The organism is Microbacterium sp. (assembly GCF_041641055.1).
Lineage (GTDB): Bacteria > Actinomycetota > Actinomycetes > Actinomycetales > Microbacteriaceae > Microbacterium.
In genome coordinates, this window is sequence record NZ_JBEPZB010000009.1 from 77,543 (window position 1) to 98,675 (window position 21,133).

Annotated in this window: 17 protein-coding genes; 9 read left to right on the forward strand and 8 right to left on the reverse strand. The window is 70.2% G+C overall.

Annotated elements, in window-relative coordinates; all coding sequences use genetic code 11:
• The first annotated feature begins 164 nt into the window (after window positions 1-164).
• Window positions 165-1,061 carry an ABC transporter ATP-binding protein gene (locus ACESK8_RS08015; protein ID WP_372968100.1) on the forward strand — a complete coding sequence of 299 codons (897 nt, stop codon included), beginning with the start codon at window positions 165-167 and terminating at the stop codon, window positions 1,059-1,061.
• A gap of 38 nt (window positions 1,062-1,099) precedes the next feature.
• Window positions 1,100-2,155 (forward strand): ABC transporter permease, encoded by a 1,056-nt coding sequence (locus tag ACESK8_RS08020; protein ID WP_372968146.1) that lies wholly within the window; start codon window positions 1,100-1,102, stop codon window positions 2,153-2,155.
• A gap of 155 nt (window positions 2,156-2,310) precedes the next feature.
• On the opposite strand, the gene ACESK8_RS08025 is transcribed toward ACESK8_RS08020, so the two are convergent.
• Window positions 2,311-5,805, reverse strand: a complete 3,495-nt coding sequence (locus ACESK8_RS08025) for a proline dehydrogenase family protein (protein ID WP_372968101.1) — start codon at window positions 5,803-5,805, stop codon at window positions 2,311-2,313.
• Window positions 5,806-5,953: 148 nt separating this feature from the next.
• Between ACESK8_RS08025 and ACESK8_RS08030 the strand changes: the two genes are divergently transcribed.
• The gene (locus ACESK8_RS08030; RefSeq protein ID WP_372968102.1) at window positions 5,954-6,868 is read left to right on the forward strand and encodes a LysR family transcriptional regulator; all 915 of its coding nucleotides are present in this window, start codon (window positions 5,954-5,956) and stop codon (window positions 6,866-6,868) included.
• Between the two features lie 19 nt (window positions 6,869-6,887).
• On the opposite strand, the gene ACESK8_RS08035 is transcribed toward ACESK8_RS08030, so the two are convergent.
• On the reverse strand, window positions 6,888-8,603 hold the full coding sequence (locus tag ACESK8_RS08035; protein ID WP_372968103.1) for an amidohydrolase: 1,716 nt from the start codon (window positions 8,601-8,603) through the stop codon (window positions 6,888-6,890).
• On the reverse strand, window positions 8,600-10,036 hold the full coding sequence (locus ACESK8_RS08040) for an APC family permease (protein WP_372968104.1): 1,437 nt from the start codon (window positions 10,034-10,036) through the stop codon (window positions 8,600-8,602). The genes ACESK8_RS08035 and ACESK8_RS08040 overlap by 4 nt, the downstream gene beginning before the upstream one ends.
• Before the next feature lie 103 nt (window positions 10,037-10,139).
• Between ACESK8_RS08040 and ACESK8_RS08045 the strand changes: the two genes are divergently transcribed.
• Window positions 10,140-10,742 carry a TetR/AcrR family transcriptional regulator gene (locus ACESK8_RS08045; RefSeq protein ID WP_372968105.1) on the forward strand — a complete coding sequence of 201 codons (603 nt, stop codon included), beginning with the start codon at window positions 10,140-10,142 and terminating at the stop codon, window positions 10,740-10,742.
• 170 nt (window positions 10,743-10,912) lie between these two features.
• The gene (locus ACESK8_RS08050; protein WP_372968106.1) at window positions 10,913-11,500 is read left to right on the forward strand and encodes a nitroreductase family protein; all 588 of its coding nucleotides are present in this window, start codon (window positions 10,913-10,915) and stop codon (window positions 11,498-11,500) included.
• 72 nt (window positions 11,501-11,572) lie between these two features.
• Here ACESK8_RS08050 and ACESK8_RS08055 read toward each other — a convergent pair whose 3' ends face one another.
• Complete coding sequence (locus tag ACESK8_RS08055) at window positions 11,573-13,789, reverse strand: ATP-dependent Clp protease ATP-binding subunit (protein ID WP_372968107.1); 2,217 nt, start codon at window positions 13,787-13,789, stop codon at window positions 11,573-11,575.
• 104 nt (window positions 13,790-13,893) lie between these two features.
• Window positions 13,894-15,108 carry a bifunctional phosphopantothenoylcysteine decarboxylase/phosphopantothenate--cysteine ligase CoaBC gene (gene coaBC / locus ACESK8_RS08060; protein WP_372968108.1) on the reverse strand — a complete coding sequence of 405 codons (1,215 nt, stop codon included), beginning with the start codon at window positions 15,106-15,108 and terminating at the stop codon, window positions 13,894-13,896.
• Window positions 15,109-15,241: 133 nt separating this feature from the next.
• On the opposite strand from coaBC, the gene ACESK8_RS08065 reads away from it, so the two are divergent.
• Window positions 15,242-16,003: an NRDE family protein gene (locus ACESK8_RS08065; RefSeq protein ID WP_372968109.1), complete on the forward strand. Its 762-nt coding sequence runs from the start codon at window positions 15,242-15,244 to the stop codon at window positions 16,001-16,003.
• Here ACESK8_RS08065 and ACESK8_RS08070 read toward each other — a convergent pair.
• A complete protein-coding gene (locus ACESK8_RS08070) occupies window positions 15,952-16,929 on the reverse strand; it encodes a GlxA family transcriptional regulator (protein WP_372968110.1) in 978 nt (325 codons plus the stop codon). The two genes, ACESK8_RS08065 and ACESK8_RS08070, sit on opposite strands and share 52 nt — an antisense overlap.
• Window positions 16,930-17,016: 87 nt before the next feature.
• Here ACESK8_RS08070 and ACESK8_RS08075 point away from each other — a divergent pair, with 87 nt between their 5' ends.
• The 3 genes from ACESK8_RS08075 (at window position 17,017) to ACESK8_RS08085 (ending at window position 18,451) form a co-directional block, all read left to right on the forward strand.
• Entirely contained in the window at window positions 17,017-17,178 is a 162-nt protein-coding gene (locus ACESK8_RS08075; protein WP_372968111.1) for a hypothetical protein, read from the forward strand.
• A gap of 68 nt (window positions 17,179-17,246) precedes the next feature.
• Window positions 17,247-17,753 carry a hypothetical protein gene (locus ACESK8_RS08080; protein ID WP_372968112.1) on the forward strand — a complete coding sequence of 169 codons (507 nt, stop codon included), beginning with the start codon at window positions 17,247-17,249 and terminating at the stop codon, window positions 17,751-17,753.
• A gap of 14 nt (window positions 17,754-17,767) precedes the next feature.
• Window positions 17,768-18,451, forward strand: coding sequence for a hypothetical protein (locus tag ACESK8_RS08085; protein ID WP_372968113.1), 684 nt, complete (start codon window positions 17,768-17,770; stop codon window positions 18,449-18,451).
• Between the two features lie 118 nt (window positions 18,452-18,569).
• Here the strand turns inward: ACESK8_RS08085 and ACESK8_RS08090 are convergent, their stop codons facing one another.
• Window positions 18,570-19,865 carry a glycosyltransferase gene (locus ACESK8_RS08090; protein WP_372968147.1) on the reverse strand — a complete coding sequence of 432 codons (1,296 nt, stop codon included), beginning with the start codon at window positions 19,863-19,865 and terminating at the stop codon, window positions 18,570-18,572.
• An 11-nt stretch (window positions 19,866-19,876) separates the two neighbouring features.
• Window positions 19,877-21,103 (reverse strand): glycosyltransferase, encoded by a 1,227-nt coding sequence (locus ACESK8_RS08095; protein WP_372968114.1) that lies wholly within the window; start codon window positions 21,101-21,103, stop codon window positions 19,877-19,879.
• Between the last annotated feature and the right edge of the window lie 30 nt (window positions 21,104-21,133).

A 21,133-nucleotide genomic window follows, 5' to 3' on the forward strand; every position in this document is an offset into this window, starting at 1 on the left:
CCCGGGCCAGCGTTCGACCCGGATCTCCGGAGTTGTGGAGCCGCGCTCCCCCGCACGCCCTCCCCCGCACGGCTGACGGGCACATGCGTGGGCGCGCCACGGATCCCCCGGAGTCCGCCGTACGGGGGATGTCGTGCCGGTACCGCCCGCCATAGCGTGAGGGCATGACCACAGGAAAGCTCGTACTCACCGGCATCACCAAGAGCTACGGCTCTCGGCGCGTGCTCGACGACGTCTCCTTCGAGGTGTCCCCCGGACGCCTCACCGGGTTCGTCGGCGGCAACGGCGCCGGCAAGACCACGACCATGCGGATCGTCCTCGGGCTGCTCAGCTCCGACGGCGGCCGTGTCGAACTCGACGGCCGTCCCCTCGGCAGCGCGGACCGCCGCCACTTCGGCTACATGCCGGAGGAGCGCGGGCTGTACCCGAAGATGAAGGTGCTGGAGCAGATCGTCTATCTCGCCCGGCTGCACGGCTTCAGCAAGGCGGATGCCGTGACGCGCGCGACCGCGCTGCTCACCGAGCTCGGGCTCGGGGAGCGGCTCGACGACACGATCGAGTCACTGTCGCTCGGCAACCAGCAGCGCGCCCAGATCGCCGCCGCCCTCGTGCACGATCCGGAGGTGCTGATCCTCGACGAGCCGTTCTCCGGACTCGATCCGCTCGCCGTCGATGTCGTGGCCTCGGTGCTGCAGTCGTCCGCCGCGAAGGGCGCCTCGATCCTGTTCTCCTCGCACCAGCTCGATGTCGTCGAGCGGCTCTGCGACGACCTCGTGATCCTCGCCGGCGGCACGATCCGCGCCGCCGGCTCCCGCGACGGCCTGCGCGCCGAGCATGCCGGCAGCCGCTACGAGCTCGTCTCCGCGGGTGACGCCGGCTGGCTCCGGGCCGAACCCGGCGTGACCGTCGTCGACTTCGAGGGCGGCTACGCCCTGTTCGACGCCGAAGACGCCGACACCGCGCAGCGTGTGCTGCGCACCGCCGTCGACCGCGGCGATGTCGCCAGCTTCGCCCCCAAGCATCCGTCCCTCGCCCAGATCTTCAAGGAGGTCATCCAGTGAGCACTTCGAAAACCCCCGCCTCGCCGTCGCAGGCGTCGATGATCTGGCTCGTCGCCGAGCGCGAGATCGGATCGAAGCTGCGCAGCAAGGCGTTCCTGATCTCCACCGGCGTCCTGCTCCTCATCGCCCTCGCCGGTATCGTGATCGGCGGATTCGCGAGCAAGAACACCGACACCATGCCGGTGGCCGTGACCTCGGAGACGGCGTCCGTCGTCTCAGCCCTGCCCGACATCGAGATCACCGAGGTGTCCGATCAGGCCGAGGCCGAAGAGCTCCTGCGTGCGGAGAAGGTCGACGCGGCGGTCCTCCCCGGCGACGGCCCCACCGGTGTCACGGTCGTCGCGCTCAAGGACGCCCCGACGAGTCTCGTCTCAGCACTGTCGCAGTCGCCGGAGATCGAGATCCTGGAGCCGGCGACCACGAACCCCCTGCTGCGTTACTTCATCGCGATCGCGTTCGGCATCGTGTTCATGGGCGCGGCGGCGACCTTCGGCGGCACGATCGCGCAGAGCATCGTGGAGGAGAAGCAGACCCGCGTGGTCGAGATCCTGCTGTCGACGATCTCGGCGCGCACGCTGCTGGCCGGCAAGGTGATCGGCAACACGATCCTCGCGATGGGGCAGATCCTCGCCCTGGCAGCGGTCGCGACCATCGGGCTCATCGTGACGGGGCAACGCGAGGTGCTGTCGACGCTCGGCGCCCCCATCATCTGGTTCGCCGTCTTCTTCCTGTTCGGTTTCATCCTGCTCGCCGCGCTCTTCGCGGCGGCGGCATCGATGGTGTCGCGTCAGGAGGACATCGGCTCCACGACGACCCCCATCACGATGCTGATCATGGCGCCGTACGTGCTGGTCATCGTCTTCAACGACAACCCGCTGGTGCTGACGATCATGTCGTACGTGCCCTTCTCGGCTCCGGTGGGGATGCCGATGCGGCTGTTCGTCGGCGAGGCGCAGTGGTGGGAGCCGCTGCTGAGCCTGGTCATCCTGCTCGCCAGCTGCGTCGCGGCCATCGTCGTCGGCGCGAAGATCTACGAGAACTCGCTCCTACGCATGGGCTCGCGGGTCAAGCTGGGCGAGGCGCTGCGCGGCTGATCACTGCCCCCACCACCTGCCCGCTTCCCCCTGCCCCCTGCCCCTGCGGGCACAACTTCGGATGCCGCGGCCGACACGCCGCGGCATCCGTCGTTTCTGCGGCGTGCCGGTCGTCAGCTCCGAAGTTGTACCCGGTGGGGAGACTCAGGACAGGGTCAGATCAGGCCGTCGGACAGCGTCGTCGGGTTGCCGAACCGGTGGTTGGTGATCGAGACGGCCTGCTCGTGCAGGAACGGCAGCATCTCCACGCGGCCCGCACCCGTGACGGCGTGCGACCAGACGGCGACATCCGGGGTTCCGCCGAGCGCCTCGAACAGTGCCGAGGCGTCTCCGCCGACCAGCCGGACCCGCTGCCACGTGTGCTCGGCCTTCGCTGCGGCCTTCGCGTAGCGCTTCACCCACGCGGCATCCTTCTCGTGAGTGACGGCCACGCCCCGACCGCGAAGCACCTTCTCGACCCGCGAGGGCAGAGCGGATGCCGACACGGTGAACGGGCTGCCGCTGCGCAGAGCGGCGGCGACCACGCGGATGCCATCGGCCAGAGGCGCGTCCTCGCCGATGCGCACGTCGACAGCGACCGGGCGGTAGCGGAAGACGTTGCGCTCCACACCCAGTCCGGACTTGTCGCTGACGGCACCGAACTCGTCGACCCAGGCGCGCTCGTCGGAGGCGGCGGCACGGTGCAGCCACTCGATCTCGACGGCGCCGAGGTCGGACCCTGCTGCCGCGAGCACCGCGTCCACTGCGGAGTCGACGGCCGCACCGGGGGCGGCGGCGGGGAGCTCGGCCGGAGCCCACTCGCCGAGTCCGAACAGGTAGTTCGGCCCACCGGCCTTCGCACCGGCGCCGACGGCCGAGCGCTTCCAGCCGCCGAAGGGCTGACGCTGCACGATGGCACCCGTGATGCCGCGGTTGACGTAGAGGTTGCCGGCCTCGACGCGGTCGAGCCAGGTGGCGACCTCATCGGAGTCGAGCGAGTGGATGCCGGCGGTGAGGCCGTAGTCGACCGCGTTCTGCAGGCGGATGGCCTCGTCGAGGTCCTTCGCGCGCATGATGCCGAGCACGGGTCCGAAGAACTCGGTCAGGTGGGTGGTGGAGCCGGGGGCGACGCCGATCTTGACGCCGGGCGTCCACTGCCGGCCCTCGTCGTCGAGCTTCTTCGGTTCGACGAGCCAGCGCTCGCCCTTCTCGAGGGTCGTCAGCGCGTTGAGCAGCTTGCCGTTCGCCGGCTCGATGATCGGTCCCATCTGAGTCGCCGGGTCGTCGGGCAGGCCGACGCGCATCGAGGTGACGGCGTCGACCAGCTGACGCTCGAAGCGCTGCGAGTCGGCGACCGAGCCCACGAGGATCGCGAGCGATGCCGCGGAGCACTTCTGCCCCGCGTGACCGAATGCGCTGCGCGCCACGTCTGCGGCCGCCAGGTCGAGGTCGGCCGACGGCGTGACGATGATCGCGTTCTTGCCGCTGGTCTCGGCGAGCAGCGGCAGGTCGGAGCGGAACGAGCGGAACAGCTGCGCGGTCTCGTACGCTCCGGTGAGGATGACCCGGTCGACCTCGGGGCTGGCGACGAGGCGCGTGCCGAGGTCGCGGTTCGCGAGGTCGACGAGGGCGAGCAGGTCGCGCGGCACTCCGGCGGCCCACAGCGCCTCGACCATGACCGCGCCGCAGCGCTGCGTCAGCTTGGCCGGCTTGATGATCACACCGGATCCCGATGCGAGCCCTGCGAGCACTCCGCCGGCGGGGATCGCGACCGGGAAGTTCCACGGCGGCGTGACGACGGTGACCTTCGACGGGACGAACTCCGCACCCGAGATGCTCTCGAGGTCGAGGGCGCGCTCGGCGTAGTAGTGCGCGAAGTCGATCGCCTCCGAGACCTCCGGGTCGGCCTCGGCGATGGTCTTGCCCGCCTCGTGCGCCATGATCTCGATCAGCTGGCCGCGACGGGCGGCGAGCTCATCGCCGGCCCGGTGCAGCACGGCGGCGCGCTCGGCGGCGGGGCGCGCGGCCCAGGCCGTCGCGGCAGCGGATGCGGCGGCGAAGATGCCGTCGAGCTGCTCGTCGCTCTCCACCCGCGCGGCGGCGATCGCGTCGACGCCGAGAGTCGAGTCGACCGACCGCTGCAGGATCGCCCGGCCCCAGGCGCGGTTCGCGGCGATCGCCGGGTCGCTGTCGGGCTGGTTCTCGAACCCGGTGGTCGGGTCATCGCCTGCACCGGCCGCTGCCTCGGCCGCACGGTCCTGCACGCGGTTCGAGGAGGGCACGGAGCGGTCGGCTTCGAGCCCTGCCAGCGAGCGCTCGAAGCGCTCGCGCTCCCGCGTCAGCAGAGCGGGATCGGAGGCGAGTTCGAACACGGCCGACATGAAGTTCTCGGGGCTGGCGTTCTCCTCCAACCGGCGCACCAGGTACGCGATGGCCACGTCGAACTCGGCGGGGTTCACGACCGGTGTGTAGAGCAGCAGCTGGCCGACGTCCTTGCGCACGGCCTCGGCCTGCCCCGTCGCCATGCCGAGGAGCATCTCGTACTCGACGGCATCCGTCACCCCGCGCGCCTTCGCGAGCAGCCAGGTGTAGGCGATGTCGAACAGGTTGTGGCCCGCGACGCCGATGCGCACGGCATCCAGGCGCTCCGGGGTCATCGACCAGTCGAGCACGCGCTTGTAGTTGGTGTCGGAGTCCTGCTTGGTGCCGTAGGTGGCCAGCGGCCAGCCGTGCACCTTCGAGTCGACCTCCTCCATCGCCAGGTTCGCGCCCTTGACGACACGCACCTTGATCGGCGCGCCGCCCTTCGCACGGCGGGCGGTCGCCCACTCCTGCAGCTGCTGCATCGCACCGAGCGCGTCCGGCAGGTACGCCTGCAGCACGATGCCCGCCTCGAGGTTCTCGAAGCCGGGCTGGTCGAGGATGCTGGTGAAGGCCGCGATCGTGAGGTCGAGGTCGCGGAACTCCTCCATGTCGAGGTTGATGAACTTGGTCCGGCCGGCGGCCTCCGAGGTCGCGGCGAGCTCGTACAGCGGGGTGAGCTTGGTCACCACGTCGGCGACGGCCTCGTCGAACGACCACATCGACAGCTGGCTGACGACGCTGGACACCTTGATCGAGACGTAGTCGACGTCCTTGCGGGCGAGGAAGTCGTAGGTGCCCTGCAGGCGACGACCGGCCTCGCGCTCGCCCAGCACGGCCTCGCCGAGGAGGTTGAGGTTCAGGCGGTTGCCGGTCTTGCGCAGCTTCGCGATCGCCGGGCCGAGCTTCGACGGGGTCGCGTCGAGCACGAGGTGTCCGACCATCGCGCGCAGTACGCGGCGGGAGATCGGCACGACGACACCCGGGAGCTTGGGTGCCCAGAAGCCACCCGTCCTGATGGCCGCGCGGAGGTAGCCGGGGAGCAGGGACGGCGTGATCTCGGAGAGGTCGGCGAGCGCGCGACCGGCGACACGGAGGTCTTCCGGGCGCATCACGCCGTCGACGAAGCCGACGGTGAAGGCGAGTCCGTTCGGGTCCTTCAGCACCTCGGCGAGGCGCTGGGCGGCGGGCTCGACGGGGTGGGTCTCGCTCTCCGCGAGCCAGCGCTGCACCAGGGCGGCGACCTCGGCGGTGGTGGGGGCGGCGGCCGGGGCGGTGGCCGGAGTGGTGGTGTCGGCGGCGACAGTCATCGGGGGAACCTTCCAGGGGATCGCACACCCGGGGTTCGTGTGCGGCTCGATCATTCTCAGGTCCGCGCGTAGGCTACGTCTATCAACCAATTTGGATGCTTTCTGTTCAGTCAGACTGAACAAACGCGCACAGGGAGAACGACCGCGGATGCTCGACATCAACCGGCTGAGGATGCTCGTCGAGCTGTCGCGCCGTGGCACCCTGTCGGCGGTCGCTGACGCGCTGTCGTACAGCAAGGCGTCCGTGTCGCAGCAACTGCGCGCACTGGAGCGCGATGTCGGCGTGCCGCTGCTCCGACGCGTCGGCCGCGGCGTGCAGCTCACTCCGCAGGGCGCGGTCCTGGTCGAGCAGGCGATCGGCATCCTCGACCAGCTCGAGCACGCCGAGGTGGCCGTCGCCGAATCCCTCACCGAGGTCACCGGCACCGTGCACATCGCGGTGTTCCAGACGGCTGCGCATGCGCTGCTGCCGCCGGCGCTGCTCGCGCTCCAGCAACAGCATCCGTCGCTCCGCGTCGACGTCGCGGAGTGCGACCCCGAGACGAGCCTCGACGGCGTCGCAAGCAGGGACTTCGACCTCATGCTCGCCGAGCAGTACCCCGGACGCACCCGCCCGATCAACGCCGACCTCGATCGCGTGGTCCTGACGCACGACGCCATCACGCTCGCCCGGCGCCCGGGAAGCGCACCCGCCTCGGATGCCGCGGCGGCGCTCTGGGCCACGAGGGACGAGCCCTGGGTGCTGGAGCCCGCAGGGACGGCGTCCCGCGCGTGGGCCGAGCAGCTCTGCCGCACCGCCGGCTTCGAGCCGGACGTGCACTTCGAGGTCGCCGACCTCACCACCCACATCCGCCTGATCAGGGCTGGACTCGCGGTGGGAATCCTGCCCGAGCTCGTCTGGGCGGGCGATGACCCGACGGTCGCTGTCACCCCGCTGCCGGGGGCGCCGCGGCGCGAGGTCTTCTCCTCGGCCCGTCGGGTGTCTGCCGCAGCCCCCGCGATCAGGGCCGTCCGCCAGGCGCTCGCGGAGGCTGCCGCCGTGATCCTCCCGGACGACGCCTGATCCCCCTCCAAGGCTGAGCTCAGTGCGGGTGCACGTGCTCCTCCTTCACACCGACGCCGGCCGCGACGGGGTCTTCGGCACGAGCACCGGTGGGCGCGGCGAGCGCTCCCGCGGAGTGGGCGAAGCGGCCGCCGACCACGGTGAGCTCGGCGTGCTGGTCGAGGAGCCCGGCCGGGTCCTCGACATGCCGGTAGAGGTCGTCCGACCACACGACCAGATCGGCGAGCATCCCTGCGCGCAGGCGGCCGCGGTCGCCCTCGGCGTGCCAGGCCCGGGCGCCGTGGACCGTGTAGGCCTCGAGCGATCGGTCGAGGCCCACTGATTCTCCGGTCGTCCAGGCATCCGCTCCGTCGAGTCCCGCGCGGGTCGCGGCGGAGTAGAGGCCGACCAGGGGGTCCATCTCGCCGACCTGCCAGTCGCTGGAGAACGCCACTGTCGCGCCGCTGTCGAGCAGGCTGCGGAACCGCCACGCCCGCGACCAGCGGTCCTCGCCGACGTTCTCCATCCAGGTGCCGGCCACGAGGTCGGGCGAGCAGTGCCGCGGCTGCATGGCCGCCGTGACTCCGAGCTGCCGGAAACGCGGCAGATCGTCGGGATGCAGGCACTCGACGTGCACCACGCCGTGCCGACGGTCGGTGGTCCCGTTGCGACGACCGGCCTGCTCGATCGCATCGAGGGCGAGGCGGATCCCGGCGTCCCCCGTCGCGTGGGTGTGCGTCTGGAAGCCGAGCCTGTCGAGCTCCGAGATGACATCGACCAGCTCCCGACCGGGGTAGCTCGGCCGCCCGCGCACGCCCGGACGGTTCGCGTAGTCCTCGAGCATGAGCGCGGTGTGCGGTTCGATCACGTCGTCGGCGTAGAGCTTGAGCGGTCCGAGCCGGAGCATCCCCTCGGGGTCGGCGTCCTGCTCCGCCTCGCGCACGGCCTCGACGAGCCGCTGCCGGAAGGCGCCGTCGGCACCGACCGGGTGGAACAGTGCGGTGATCACGCGAGAGGTCAGCTCTCCCGCGGCGAGCGCGCGCTGGAACAGCCCGATCTCCGCCAGCGGCACCTGCGGCTCGACGGCGGTCGTGATGCCGCTCGCGGTGGCCATCCGCATGCTCGAGAGGAGCTTGCGGTAGCGACGCTCCGGCGAGTACATCGGGATGTCGCGTTGCAGCTCGGCGAGGCCGGCGATCGTCATGGCACTCGTGTAGAAGTCGGTCACCCATCCCGTCGCCGCTCCTGTCGCCGCATCCCGCTCCGGGCGCCCCCAGGCGATGTCGTGCCCGTCCGCGATGCCCAGCACCTGCAGCGCGTGCGCGTTCAGCCACACCGAGTGCTGGTCGTAGGTCGTGACGAACACCGGGCGGTCGGTGACCCCGGCGAGGTCGGCGGCGTTCGGGCGTCGTCCCTCGACGATGGAGTAGACGGCGTTCTCGGCGCAGATCCAGGGCAGGTCGGTGCGGCGGGCGGCGAACTCGGCGATGCGGCGACGCACCTCGTCCAGCGTGTGCGCCCCCTCCAGCGACACCGCGTCCTCATCGAAGCCGAGCAGCAGATGGTTGTGGCTGTCGATGATGCCCGGGGTCAGCAGGCGGCCCTCCGCGTGGACCGTGCGCCGGGCAGCCGGACCCTCGGATGCCGGTCCGACATAGGCGATCCGGTCCCCGTCGATGCCCACGGCCTCCGCCCAGGGCTGCGCGGGATCGAACGTCCGCACACGGGCGCCGGTGATCAGCGTGTCGATGCTCATGCGGTGCGCTCCTCGTCGTCGGCCTCGAGCAGATGGATCGCGCCCGGGTTCGCCCGCAGATACAGCGCGTAGTACAGGAACCCTGCGGCGATGATCCCCGCGGAGATGCCCAGGCTCAGCCATTGGGCGGGATCGAGGATGCCGATCACGAAGATGGTCGCGATCGCGACCATCGCGATCACGGGCGGCAGCGGCCACCACGGCATCCGGTAGCTGCCGCCGGCGACCTCGGGCTGGCGACGGACGACGAAGGCGGCGAGCGCGATGAAGCCGTAGGAGAAGGCGAGAGTGGAACCCGTCGCGTTCAGCAGCACGTCGAACGGGATGAAGCAGCCGATCAGGGCGATGACGCCCATCGTGATCGTGGCGGCGACCGGCATCCGGGTGCGCGGCGAGACGCGGGCGAGCCTCCCGGCGACGGCGGGCGGCATCGCTCCGTCGCGTGCAGCCGCGAACAGCAGGCGCCCGGACTGCAGGACGATGGCGATGATGGCGTTGACGATCGCGAGGGCGATCGCGATCAGGATGACCGTCGACACCGCATCGCCGGAGCGCGCGGAGAGGAACGACTCCACGGGGAGGTCCGCTCCGAACAGCTCCTCCAGAGTGTCCGCACCGAGCATGATCGCGGTGAGCGGGATGATCTCCGCGAGCACGGTGATGACGGCGCTCCACAGCAGCGCCTTCGCGATGGTGCGACGGGCGTCCTTCGTCTCCTCGGCGAAGTAGATCGCTCCGCCGTAGCCGTTGTACGAGAAGATGCCCTGCGTCACGGCCAGCACGAGGCCCGCGATGCCGAGCGGCGCGAGGCCGCCCGCGTCGTTCAGCGCCTGCGGGTTCAGCAGGTCGCTGAGCGGGCGTTCGATGTGGATGACCCCGAGGACGGTGAGGTAGGCGAGCGCGGCCATCTCGATGAACAGGAACGCCCCGGTCACCCAGGCGTTGGTGCGGATGTTGAAGCACGCGGTGACCGTGGCGAGCACGATCACGACGACCGCCGTCCACAGCGGGTCGAGGCCCGCGATCGCGACGCCGAGGTAATCCGCGACGCCGAGGGCGAAGATCGCCACGATCAGCGGCAGCGAGATGAGGCTGATGAAGAAGACGGCCGACCCGGCGGCGGGCCCGAGGACGCGGCTGACGAGGGTGTAGTCACCGCCGGCGAGCGGATGCCGCGACCCGAGTTCGGCGTAGCAGAGCGCGACGAGCAGGCTGATCACTCCGGCGAGGATGAACCCCCAGAAGACCCCGGTGCCGTAGCCGGCGAACGCGGCGCCGCCCAGGATGAAGACGCTCGAGGCCGGCGAGATGCCGGACAGCGTGATGAGCACGTTGCCGCCGACGCCGAGCGATCGAGAGAGCTGACCGCCGTGGGTCGTCGACGCTGCGGTGTCGAGTGAGGGCAGCCCTGCTGCGGGGTTCGGGTGGGACATGATCGGGCTCTCTTCGTCGCGGTCCGAGTCGTGCGGGTAGTTTTTTGACTCCAACGTCAAAGAACTCCCCGAGTGTGACACGGCGCTCCGGTAGTGTCAAGGAATGGCACGACCCCGGCGACAGGAGGAGCGGCGCGCAGCCCTCATCGACGCCACCTATGCGGCGGGCAAGGAGCACGGGCTCCGCTCGCTCTCGCTCACCGACGTGGCGGCGACCGCCGGCCTCACCCGCGGGGCGATCCTGTACTACTACGAGGACCTCGACGCTCTGCTCGTGGAAGCGCACGCGGCGGGCATCCAACGGTTCTGCGATGAGCGCGACGCCGTGCTCGCCCGCATCGACGACCCCCGCGAGCGACTGCGCGCGGCGATCGACGCCGGCCTCCCCGACGGCCCGGACGACGCCCTGATGAGCCTGCTGTACGAGTTCGACGTCCTGGCAGGCAACTCCGCCCTGCACGACGAGCTCGTGCAGAAGCTCTATGTCCGCCAGCTCGAGACGTACCGCGGCGTGATCGCCGCCGGACGCGATGCGGGGGTCTTCACCCCCGGCCTCGACGATGAGCAGCTCGCGATGACGTTCGTCGCGCTGGAAGACGCATACGGCCTGCACATCGTCGGCGGCAACGCCCTCATGACGGTACCGAAGGCCGCCGCCGCGATGCGCGCGGTCGCCGAGCAGCTGGGCTGCCCGACCCACACCTGAAGCCGTCCTGACCCCCGCCCTGACCCCCGTCCTGACCCCCGCCGCGACCCGGGCACGGAGTCATTCCGTGACGCCGGGAATATGCATTCACATGCATTCGTTGAGATCCTCGTACGCGGACGACGGAGTCCGATCCACCCCAGTCGGAACTCCTGTCGAAAGGCCCTCCCGTGAGCACTACCGTGATCGATCGCACCGCCCCCACCGAGCACCCCGTCCTCGACGTCCTCGCCGGGCGCTGGAGCCCCCGCGCCTACGACGCGCAGAACGCGATCGACGAGGCCAAGCTCGCCACCGCCCTCGAGGCCGCACGCTGGAGCCCCTCGGCCAACAACTCCCAGCCGTGGCGCTTCATCGTCGCCCGTCGCGGCACCGCTCTGCACGCGCAGGTCGTCGACTCGCTGATGGGCTTCAACCAGGCCTGGGCCGGCAACGCGGCCGTGCTCGTCGTCGCGATCGCCGAGACCGCGACCGCAGACGGCACCCCGATCACCCACGCCTTCTACGACCTCGGCCAGGCGGTCGCGCACTTCTCCGTGCAGGCGCACCACGACGGACTCGTCGTGCACCAGATGAGCGGCTTCGACCCCGAGGTCGTCCGCGAGTTCGCCGACCTCGACGAGCGCTTCGTGCCGGCCACCGTCATCGCGGTCGGCGAGTTCGGCGATGTCGAGACGCTTCCGGAGGTCCTGCAGGAGCGCGAGGTCGCCCCGCGCGTGCGTCGCCCGATCGCCGAGACGGTCGTCCTCAGCGCCTGACGCATCGCCCACGGGCGACACACGAGAGGGGCGGATGCGACAGCATCCGCCCCTCTCGTCGTATCCGCCCCTCTACTCGTCGAGCAGCTCGGCCTCGATCACATCGTCGTCGGAGCCGGGTTCCGGCTCGGGCTCGGGTGAGGTCGAGGTGAGCACCAAGCCCGTGCCGTCGACCGAGACGTCGACCCGCACCGTGTCGCCGTCGTGCACTCCGCCCGCAAGCAGGGCGGTGGCGAGCTTGTTCTGCACCTCGGTCTGGATGAGGCGGCGCAACGGCCGCGCGCCGAACACCGGGTCGTAGCCGCGCTCGGCCAGCCAGGACCGCGCGTCGGGCGTGACCGCGAGGGTGAGTCGACGATCGTGCAGACGCTGATGCAGCTGATCGATCGACAGCTCGACGATCTGCGCCAGGTCGTCTTCGGTGAGCGTCGAGAACATCACCACGTCGTCGAGACGGTTCAGGAACTCGGGACGGAACGCCTGGCGCACCAGCGCCATCACCTGCTCGCGCTTCTCATCCGGCGACAGCATCGGGTCGATGAGGATCGGCGATCCGAGGTTCGAGGTGAGGATCAGGATGACGTTCGAGAAGTCGACCGTCCGCCCCTGGCCGTCGGTCAGGCGGCCGTCGTCGAGCACCTGCAGCAGCACGTCGAACACCTCGGGATGCGCCTTCTCGACCTCGTCGAGCAGCACGACGCTGTACGGACGCCGCCGCACGGCCTCGGTGAGCTGACCGCCCTGCTCGTAGCCGACGTACCCGGGAGGGGCTCCGACGAGCCGGGAGACCGAGTGCTTCTCGCCATACTCCGACATGTCGATGCGCACCATGGCGCGCTCGTCGTCGAAGAGGAAGTCCGCGAGTGCCTTGGCGAGCTCGGTCTTGCCGACGCCGGTGGGGCCGAGGAAGAGGAACGAGCCGGTCGGACGCCCGGGGTCGCTGATGCCGGCGCGCGAGCGCCTGACCGCGTCGGAGACCGCCTTGACGGCATCCTTCTGTCCGATGAGGCGCCGGCCGAGCTCGGACTCGAGGTGCAGCAGCCGCTCGCTCTCACCCTGCAGCAGCCGACCGACGGGGATGCCGGTCCATGCGGCGATCACGGCGGCGATGTCCTCGTCCGTGACCTGCTCGTTGACCATGCGGCCCTCGGTCGAGACCGCGGCCTCGGCCTGCTCCGCCTCGGCGATCTCGCGCTCGAGGCGCTTGATGGTCTCGTACTCGAGCTTCGAGGCGCGGGTGTAGTCGGCCTCGCGCATCGCGAGATCGCGCTGCGTGACCGCATCGTCGAGCTGCTTCTTGAGGTCACCGACCCTGTTCAGCCCCTGGCGCTCGCGCGCCCAGCGGGCCTCGAGCTCGGCGAGCTGGGCCTCCATGCCGACGAGCTGCTCGCGCAGGGCGCTCAGGCGCTCCTTGGACGCGGCATCCTTCTCGCGCTTGAGGGCGAGCTCTTCGAGCTTCATCCGATCGACCTGGCGCTTGAGCTGGTCGATCTCGACCGGCGAGCTGTCGATCTCCATCTTGAGCCGCGACATCGACTCGTCGATCAGGTCGATCGCCTTGTCGGGCAGCTGCCGGGCGGGCAGATAGCGGTTCGAGAGGGCGGCCGCGGCGACCAGGGCGCTGTCCGAGATGGTCACCCCGTGGTGCGCCTCGTAGCGCCCCTTGAGTCCGCGCAGGATCGCGATCGTGTCCTCGACGGTCGGCTCGCCGACGTAGACCTGCTGGAAGCGCCGCTCGAGGGCGGCATCCTTCTCGATGAACTCGCGGTACTCGTTGAGCGTGGTCGCGCCGATGAGACGCAGCTCGCCCCGCGCGAGCATGGGCTTGAGCATGTTGGATGCGGCGACCGATCCCTCGCCGCCCCCCGCTCCCATCAGCACGTGCAGCTCATCGATGAAGGTGATGATCTGCCCCTCGGACTCGGTGATCTCCTTGAGGACGCTCTTCAGCCGCTCCTCGAACTGGCCGCGGTACATCGCGCCGGCCACGAGAGCCGAGATGTCGAGCGACACCAGCTCCTTGTTCTTGAGCGATTCGGCGACGTCACCGGCGACGATGCGCTGCGCGAGACCCTCCACCACGGCGGTCTTGCCGACGCCGGGCTCGCCGATCAGCACGGGGTTGTTCTTCGTGCGTCGGGTGAGCACCTGGCTGACGCGGCGGATCTCACTGTCGCGACCGATCACCGGGTCGAGCTTGCCCTGGCGGGCACGGTCGGTGAGGTTGATCCCGAACTGCTCGAGGGCGGACTGCTGGTCGTCGTTCTGCGCGCTCTGTGGGCCTGGCATGCGTTCCTCCTGGGAGACTCCTTCTGGTCACGGACGGCTGATCGCTGGGGAAGCTGCGCATCCGCAGCCGAGCGTCCGGAAAGTTGAGTGGACTTGACTCAAGTTTAGCGCACGCTGAGCACGGCGTCCAGGATCGTGGAGGCGACCTCGCGTTTGGTTCCCGCCGCGGCCCCCACGACCGCGCCCGCCTCGCCCACGATCTCGACGGCGTTGTCCGGTCGTTCGAAACCCTGCTCGGCGTTGGCGAGGTTGACCGCGAGCAGATCGACGCCCTTGCGCTCGCGCTTGCGTCGGGCGCGGTCGCGGCGCTCCTCGGCATCCTCGGAGGTTTCCGCGGCGAACGCGACGATGGTCTGCCCGCTCGGAGCCCCGCCCTGCGCGCGCGCTGACGCGAGGGCGGCCACGACATCCTCGTTCTCGACGAGGTCGACGTGGGTGAGCACGCCCTGCTCCTTCGTGAGCTTGTGTGCGGCGACCGAGGCCGGGCGGTAGTCCGCGACGGCCGCCGCCATGACCACGACGTCGGCAGCTGCGGCGGCTCCCTTCATCGCGGTGGCGAGTTCCGCAGCCGTGCCCACGGTCACGACCCGGACGGACGGATGCCGGGCCTCGGCCAGCACGTCGGCGGAGATGTTCGCCGCGACCAGGGTCACCTCGGCTCCCCGTGCGGCGGCTTCCGCGGCGAGCGCTGCCCCCTGGCGCCCGCTGGAGCGGTTGCCGAGGAAGCGCACCGGGTCGATGGGCTCGCGCGTGCCGCCGGCGGAGACCACGACGCGCAGCCCCTGGAAGTCGCGCGGGCCGAGCAGTGCGATGACCCTGTCGACGATCTCCTCCGGCTCGGCCATGCGCCCGGGACCGCTGTCGCCACCGGCGAGCTCGCCGTCCGAGGGGCCGACGAGGTGCACGCCCCGACTCCGGAGCGTGGCGATGTTGGCCTGCGTCGCGGCGTTCCGCCACATCTCGGCGTGCATGGCCGGGGCGAGCAGCACCGGTGCTTCGGTGGCGAGCAGCGTCGTGCCGAGCAGATCGTCGGCGATGCCGGCGGTGATCTTCGCGATCGAGTTGGCGGTCGCCGGTGCGACGACGACGAGGTCGGCGCCCTGACCGAGCGCGACGTGACGGACGCGGGCGACGTCGTCGTGCACGCTGGTGGTGACGGGATGCCGGCTCAGCGCCTCCCAGGTCGGAGTGCCCACGAAGCGCAGTGCGTCCTCGGTCGGCACGACGGTCACGTCGTGACCCGCCTTGGTCAGCAGACGCACCAGGTGCACTGTCTTGTATGCGGCAATACCACCCGTAACCCCGACGACGATGTTCACGATTCGATTCTGCCGCAGCATCCGGTCTCAGGGGTCCGCTCTCGAAGCACGCTCGTCCGGTGCGCTCGTCCGGTCCGCTCGTCCGGCCCGCTCGTCCGGCCCGCCCTCGCGACCCGCTCGTAGAATGAGGGCCGTGTGCACAGTGGTGATCGACGTGGCAGGGGCCGGTGACGCGCGGCTGCTCGCGGTGCGCGACGAGGATCCGCAGCGCGAATGGGATGCTCTGGGCGACTGGTGGCCGCACGACTACCCCGGCGTCTCGGGCATCCGCGACCGTCGGGCGGGTGGCGCCTGGATGGCGGTGAACGCCTCCGAGAGACGGCTCGCCGTCCTGCTGAACAGGGCAGACGTGGGCGACCTCGCCGCGGACGCAGCGGTGTCCCGCGGCTCCCTCGTGCTCGAATCCGTTCTGGGCCGCTCCCCTGTCGCCCCGCTGCCTATGCACGGATTCAACCTGCTCGAGGTCGGACCCGGCGGGGCGCGGGTGCTCAGCTGGGACGGTGCCGAGCTGCGCGAGACGCCGGTCGCCGACGGCATCCACATGATCGCCCACGATGACCTCGACGACCCGGGCACTGCGCGCATCGCCGCCTGGCTGCCGGAGTTCCGCGCGTTGGGCCCGACCGCCGAAAGCGCCGACTGGGCGACTGCCTGGACGGATCTCCTCGCGTCGTCCGCGCAGCTCGACCCGGAGGATGATCGGGCGATCATCCGCGACAACCGCCCGCACGGCTACCCGACCCAGTCGCTTCTGTACTGCACGGCGGAGATCACGCCGGCGGCGGTCGAGGTCGACTATCGAGCACTGCCGAGCCCCGGGCACTGGGGCGTGCCGACGGACTCTCAGGCCGCAGACGACTCGGCGTCGTCCGCGCACGAGAAGCGGGCGCGATAGGCGGTCGGCGTCGTCCCGAGCACCCGGGAGAAGTTCTGTCGCAGCACGGCGGCTGATCCGAAGCCGCATTCGTCGGCGATCTGATCGAGCGCCAGATCGCTGCGCTCGAGCAGCCGCTGCGCGTGCAGCACCCTCTGCCGAGCGAGCCAGGCTGCCGGCGTCGCGCCGTACTCGGCTTTGAATCGCCGCGCGAACGTCCTCGGCGACATCAGCGCACGGGCGGCGAGCTGATCGACGCCCAGGTCGTCGCGCAGATGCTCGACGGCCCAGTCGGCGACGGCGGCGAGCGAATCGCTCGGCACGACCGGGATGGGACGATCGATGAACTGCGCCTGGCCGCCGTCGCGCTGCGGTGGCACGACCATGCGTCGGGCGATGCGGTTGGTGAGCTCGGCCCCCAGCTCCTGGCGGAGCAGGTGCAGGCAGGCATCGATGCCCGCCGCAGTTCCCGCACTCGTGATGATTCGCCCGTCCTGCACGAAGAGCACATCGGGGTCGATGTCGATCTGCGGGTACATCTCGGCCATCACCTCGGAGTACATCCAGTGCGTGGTCGCGCGTCGCCCGTCGAGCACTCCCGCCGCTCCCAGGATGAACGAGCCGCTGCAGATCGTCAGCACCCACGCGCCGCGCGCCACGGCGTCGCGGGCCACCTCGAGCAGCAGAGGATCGATCTGCCCCCAGTACTCGCGGGGCACCGGGCAGAAGATGACGAGGTCGGCCTCGTAGGCGAACGACAGGTCGTGCTCGACGTTCAGGGAGAACCCCAGCTTCGAGGTCACCACGCCCGGATGCGGGGCGACGACGCGGAAGTCGAAGTTCGGCACCCCGTCATTCGATCGGTCGAGCCCGAAGGCCTCGCAGGCGAGACCGAACTCGAACGGCGCGAAACCGTCCTGGATGATGCAGGCGACGGTCTTCAGCATGAGGTGCTCCCGGGTTGGCAGATTTCCTACGTTCAGAGTCTATTCGGCCACTCGTGGCAGATCAAGAGTGAACGTAGCGTTTCTGCCATGATCATTCTCATCGCACTCCTCGCCCTCGGCCTGTGGGCGCTCGTCGCCACCATCGTCGAACTCCACCGTGACGGATACCGCCGCGTCCCCACCGACTGGTCCCGCGTCGGCCGACGCGACAGCCTCGACCGCGCCGAAGCCCGCCACCTCTACCGCTGAGGTCCGGCTGTCGCCGGGCGCGCGCAAGGGTCTCCCGTCGACCGGGCAGCGCGGGCTACGCTCGTGACATGAGCGAGCCGCAGCAGCCATCCGCGCAGCAGCATCCTGACCAGCCGCCCCAAGGTCAGTTCCGAGGCCAGCCACCCCATGGGGGGCAGTCGTATCCATCGGGGCAGCAGTACCAGGGGCAGCAGTATCCAGGGCAGCAGTACCAGGGGCAGCAGTATCCGGGGCAGCAGTACCCCGGCGCACCGGCGAAGGCCGCCGGCAGCGGACTCGGCCGACTCGCTTTCATCCTCGCCCTCGCCTCACTGGCCGTCGGGTTCGTCGTCGCTCTGGCCTTCCCCGTGATCGTCCGCACGTTGCAGGACACGTACGCCATCGGCCTCGTCAGTGCGATGGGCAACGGGCTGGTACTCGTGGTCGCGATCGTCACGCTCATTCTGGGCCTCATGGCGGTGCGCCGTCCGGGCTCGCCGATCCTGGCGGGCATCGCGATCGGCATCGCGGCGACGCAGATCGCCGGAATCGTCATCTCCTGGGTGTCGAACCTCTTCTACGCCTTCACGTTCTGAGCCCGGAGACATCCATGACAGATCCGCAGCAGCCCCAGCCCGGCCAGCCGTACTCCCCGCCGGGTCAGCCGTACTCCCAGCCGGGCCAGTCCCAGCCCGGCCAGCCGTACTCCCAGCCCGGCCAGCCGTACTCCCAGCCGGGCCAGTCCCAGTCCGAACAGCCGTACTCCCAGCCGGGCCAGTCCCAGCCCGGCCAGCCCTACTCTCAGCCGGGCCAGTCCCAGTCCGGCCAGCCGTACACTCAGCCCGGCCAGCCCTACGCTCAGCCCGGCCAGCCGTACGCTCAGCCCGGCCAGCCCTACGCTCAGCCCGGCCAGCCCTACGCTCAGCCCGGCCAGCCGTACGGTTCGCCCTCCGCCGGCGTCCCGCAGGGCACCACCGGCCCGGGTGCCCGCGGCAACCTCGGTCGCACGGCGTTCCTCGTCGCACTGATCGCGGTCGCAGCCGATCTGTTCGTGCTGCTGATCACCCCGTTCCTGTACTCCAGCGTGGGATACGACGCCGTCGAGGTGGTGTCGAACCTCGTACGGGTCATCGTGCTGCTCGCCGCCGTCGCCGGACTCGTGCTCGGCCTCGTCGCGCTGCGCCGCCCGGCACCGCATCTGCTCGCCGCGATCGCCGTCGGTCTCGCCGGCAGCACCGTCGCCACCGTTCTGGTGTCGTGGATGTCGAGCCTGATGTACTACATCGGCTTCTGAGGCTCCGGCTTCGGGCACGCCGCCGACACTCAACGCTCGCACTCTGCAGCACGACACGAGCACGCGCCGTCATCCCTGCGCGGGCACGCGACGATCAGCCGACCGGCGCGGGCCGCCTTCAGCGCGCGAGCACGCGCCGATACACCTCGATCATGGCCGCCGTGCGCGACGACTGGCGAAAGGCCTCAGCGACCTCCCGCATCGGCACGGGCGCCGTGCCGGCGGCGATGTCGGAGGCGGCGCGACGCAGCGTCTGCACGAGGCCCGCAGTGCGCTGATCCTCGTTGCCCTCCGCACCGGGAACCGCCCAGAGACCTCCTCCGAGCTCGGCGGCGATGTCAGGATCGCTGATGACCGAGGGCGTACCGAGGGTCGCCGCTTCGAACGGAGTCATCCCCTGTGTCTCGAAGCCGATGGACGTCTGAACCAGTGCGTCGGCTGCAGCGATGCGAGCGAGGGTCTCCCCATAGCCGAGCTTGCCGGCGAAGTGGACGTTCGCCGCACCGGCGACGACCTTCTCGGCGGCAGGACGCTGCGCACCACCGCCGATGATCTCGAGGTCGGCGTCGACTCCTGAGTCCACGAAAGCCTCGAGGAACGGGAGCAGGCGCTTCTCGGGGCTCATACGCCCGAGCCAGACGAAGCGCGGCCGGCCCGGTTCACGATCCGACGGGGCTTTGGCCAGCGTCGCCTCTCGGATGTCGTCGTCGATGCCGTTCCAGACGACGTCGACCGGAGTGAAGACGCCGTGCTCTTCGAGGCGACGGGCGAAGTGGGTCGATGGCGCGGTCACGGCGGATGCGCCGCGGGCGATGCCGCGCAGGAACGCCCAGCCGTCGCTGCCGCGCACGCTCTCACTGCCGCGCACGCTCTCACCGTCTCGCACGCTCTCACTGTCGCGCCCGTTCTCGACCCCGCGCACACTCTCGCTGCCGGCGGCCTTCTCGACGGCGCCCTGCAGAGCGACGCGGCGCCAGAGGTTGAGCACCGCGAGCACCGGCCGGTGCAGCGGAGTGACGGCGGCGATGCCGACATCCACTCGGTTGTGCATCGTGACGACGACGGGGATGCCGTGCCGTGCCGCATACCGGCGGCCGATGAACGCGCCCCAGAAGTCGGCCTGCACGTGGACGAGGTCCACCGGAGGGCGCCGGGTCATCGCGCGGTCGAGGAAGCGATCGGTGGCGCGGCCGGGCCAGCTCATCGAGTACTCGCGGTCGACGGTGATCGGCACGGATGGCAGATCGATGGAGGAGGGGATGCCGGTGCGACCGGCGCGCGCTCCATGCATCCGGGGCGCCACCACCGTCACGGTGTGCCCGGCCCGTTCGAGGAACTCGCGCTGCAGCCTCATCGACACCTGCGCCCCGCCGAGCGAGTCGAGATGCTGGTCGGCGAAGAAGACGATGTGCATGGCGCGCGACGTCACTCGGGCAGCGGCTCGTCGCGGTAGAGCGCCTCGAACGTGTCGAGTGTGCGGTTGATGTCGTGGATCGCGACGCCGTCGAGGGACGCCTGCTGCATCCGCTCGAATTCTGCACGGTCGGCGGTCAGCACATCGGTCAGCCGCGCGGCGAGGGCGTCGGCGTTGCCCGGCTCGAACAGGTAGCCGTTCTCGCCGTCGTGCACGAGGTGCGGCAGTGCGACCGCGTCAGCGGCGACGATCGGCAGTGCGGAGGCCATCGCCTCCATCGTCGCGATCGACTGCAGCTCGGCGATGGACGCGATGGTGAAGACGCTGGCTCGCGAGAGCAGCGAACGGAGTTCCTCATCGGTGGTGCGGCCGTGGAAGACGACCTGCTCATCGAGGCCGAGATCGTGCGCCAGATGCTCGAGCTTCTTGCGCTGATCGCCGCCGCCGACGATGTCGAAGGTCGTGTCGAGCGCGGGATCGAGCTTCGTCATCGCGTGCAGGATGACCTCGATCTCCTTCTCCGCGGTGAGGCGGCCGACGAAGATCAGACGGTTCCGCTCTCGCGGACCGATCACCGGGAAGTACTGCGTGCGGTCGATGCCGCAGCTGACCGGGATGACGCCGCTGAGGTCGATCGTCTTCTCGAGGAAGTCCGCGGCCCGGCGCGTGGGCGTCGTGACCGCTCGGGTGAGCTTCAGCGTGCGCGCGGCATCCGCCCACGCGAGCTTGATGATCGGGCGGTTGATGAAGTCGGGGAACACGGAGTGGTCGAGGATGTTCTCGGCCATCACGTGGTTGGTGGCGATGACAGGAATGCCCCGCTGGTGGGCGATACGGGCCAGGCCGCGACCGATCACGATGTGCGACTGGATATGGACGACGTCGGGCTTGACGCTGTCGAGCACCTTGCGCGCGTAGTGCTTCGCGCGCCACGGCCAGACGAACCGCAGCCAGTCGTGCGGCAGCCAGCGCACCGACGGCAGCCGGTGAAGGGTCATCGGCTCACCCTCGATGACCTCGGTCCGCGGCGTGGTGCGGCGGTACGCCTGGTTGGGTGCGGAGACGTGCACGTCGTGTCCGCGCTGCACCAGACCCGCTGCGAGACGCTCGGCGAAGCGGGCGGCGCCGTTGATGTCGGGTGCGAAGGTGTCGCATCCGATCAGGATGCGCAGCGGGCGCTGTCCGGAATCGGGGGCGACGTCGGGAGCACTCGTCGGATCGGAGGTAGAGGAGGACATTCTGCCTTACGGTACGGCGGCCAGGGAGCC

Coding starts and splice junctions, on each gene's coding strand:
- ACESK8_RS08015 (WP_372968100.1), top strand. CDS start 165: ATGACCACAGGAAAGCTCGTACTCACCGGCATCACCAAGAGCTACGGC.
- ACESK8_RS08020 (WP_372968146.1), top strand. CDS start 1,100: ATGATCTGGCTCGTCGCCGAGCGCGAGATCGGATCGAAGCTGCGCAGC.
- ACESK8_RS08025 (WP_372968101.1), bottom strand. CDS start 5,805: ATGACTGTCGCCGCCGACACCACCACTCCGGCCACCGCCCCGGCCGCC.
- ACESK8_RS08030 (WP_372968102.1), top strand. CDS start 5,954: ATGCTCGACATCAACCGGCTGAGGATGCTCGTCGAGCTGTCGCGCCGT.
- ACESK8_RS08035 (WP_372968103.1), bottom strand. CDS start 8,603: ATGAGCATCGACACGCTGATCACCGGCGCCCGTGTGCGGACGTTCGAT.
- ACESK8_RS08040 (WP_372968104.1), bottom strand. CDS start 10,036: ATGTCCCACCCGAACCCCGCAGCAGGGCTGCCCTCACTCGACACCGCA.
- ACESK8_RS08045 (WP_372968105.1), top strand. CDS start 10,140: ATGGCACGACCCCGGCGACAGGAGGAGCGGCGCGCAGCCCTCATCGAC.
- ACESK8_RS08055 (WP_372968107.1), bottom strand. CDS start 13,789: ATGCCAGGCCCACAGAGCGCGCAGAACGACGACCAGCAGTCCGCCCTC.
- ACESK8_RS08070 (WP_372968110.1), bottom strand. CDS start 16,929: ATGCTGAAGACCGTCGCCTGCATCATCCAGGACGGTTTCGCGCCGTTC.
- ACESK8_RS08075 (WP_372968111.1), top strand. CDS start 17,017: ATGATCATTCTCATCGCACTCCTCGCCCTCGGCCTGTGGGCGCTCGTC.
- ACESK8_RS08080 (WP_372968112.1), top strand. CDS start 17,247: ATGAGCGAGCCGCAGCAGCCATCCGCGCAGCAGCATCCTGACCAGCCG.
- ACESK8_RS08085 (WP_372968113.1), top strand. CDS start 17,768: ATGACAGATCCGCAGCAGCCCCAGCCCGGCCAGCCGTACTCCCCGCCG.
- ACESK8_RS08090 (WP_372968147.1), bottom strand. CDS start 19,865: ATGCACATCGTCTTCTTCGCCGACCAGCATCTCGACTCGCTCGGCGGG.
- ACESK8_RS08095 (WP_372968114.1), bottom strand. CDS start 21,103: ATGTCCTCCTCTACCTCCGATCCGACGAGTGCTCCCGACGTCGCCCCC.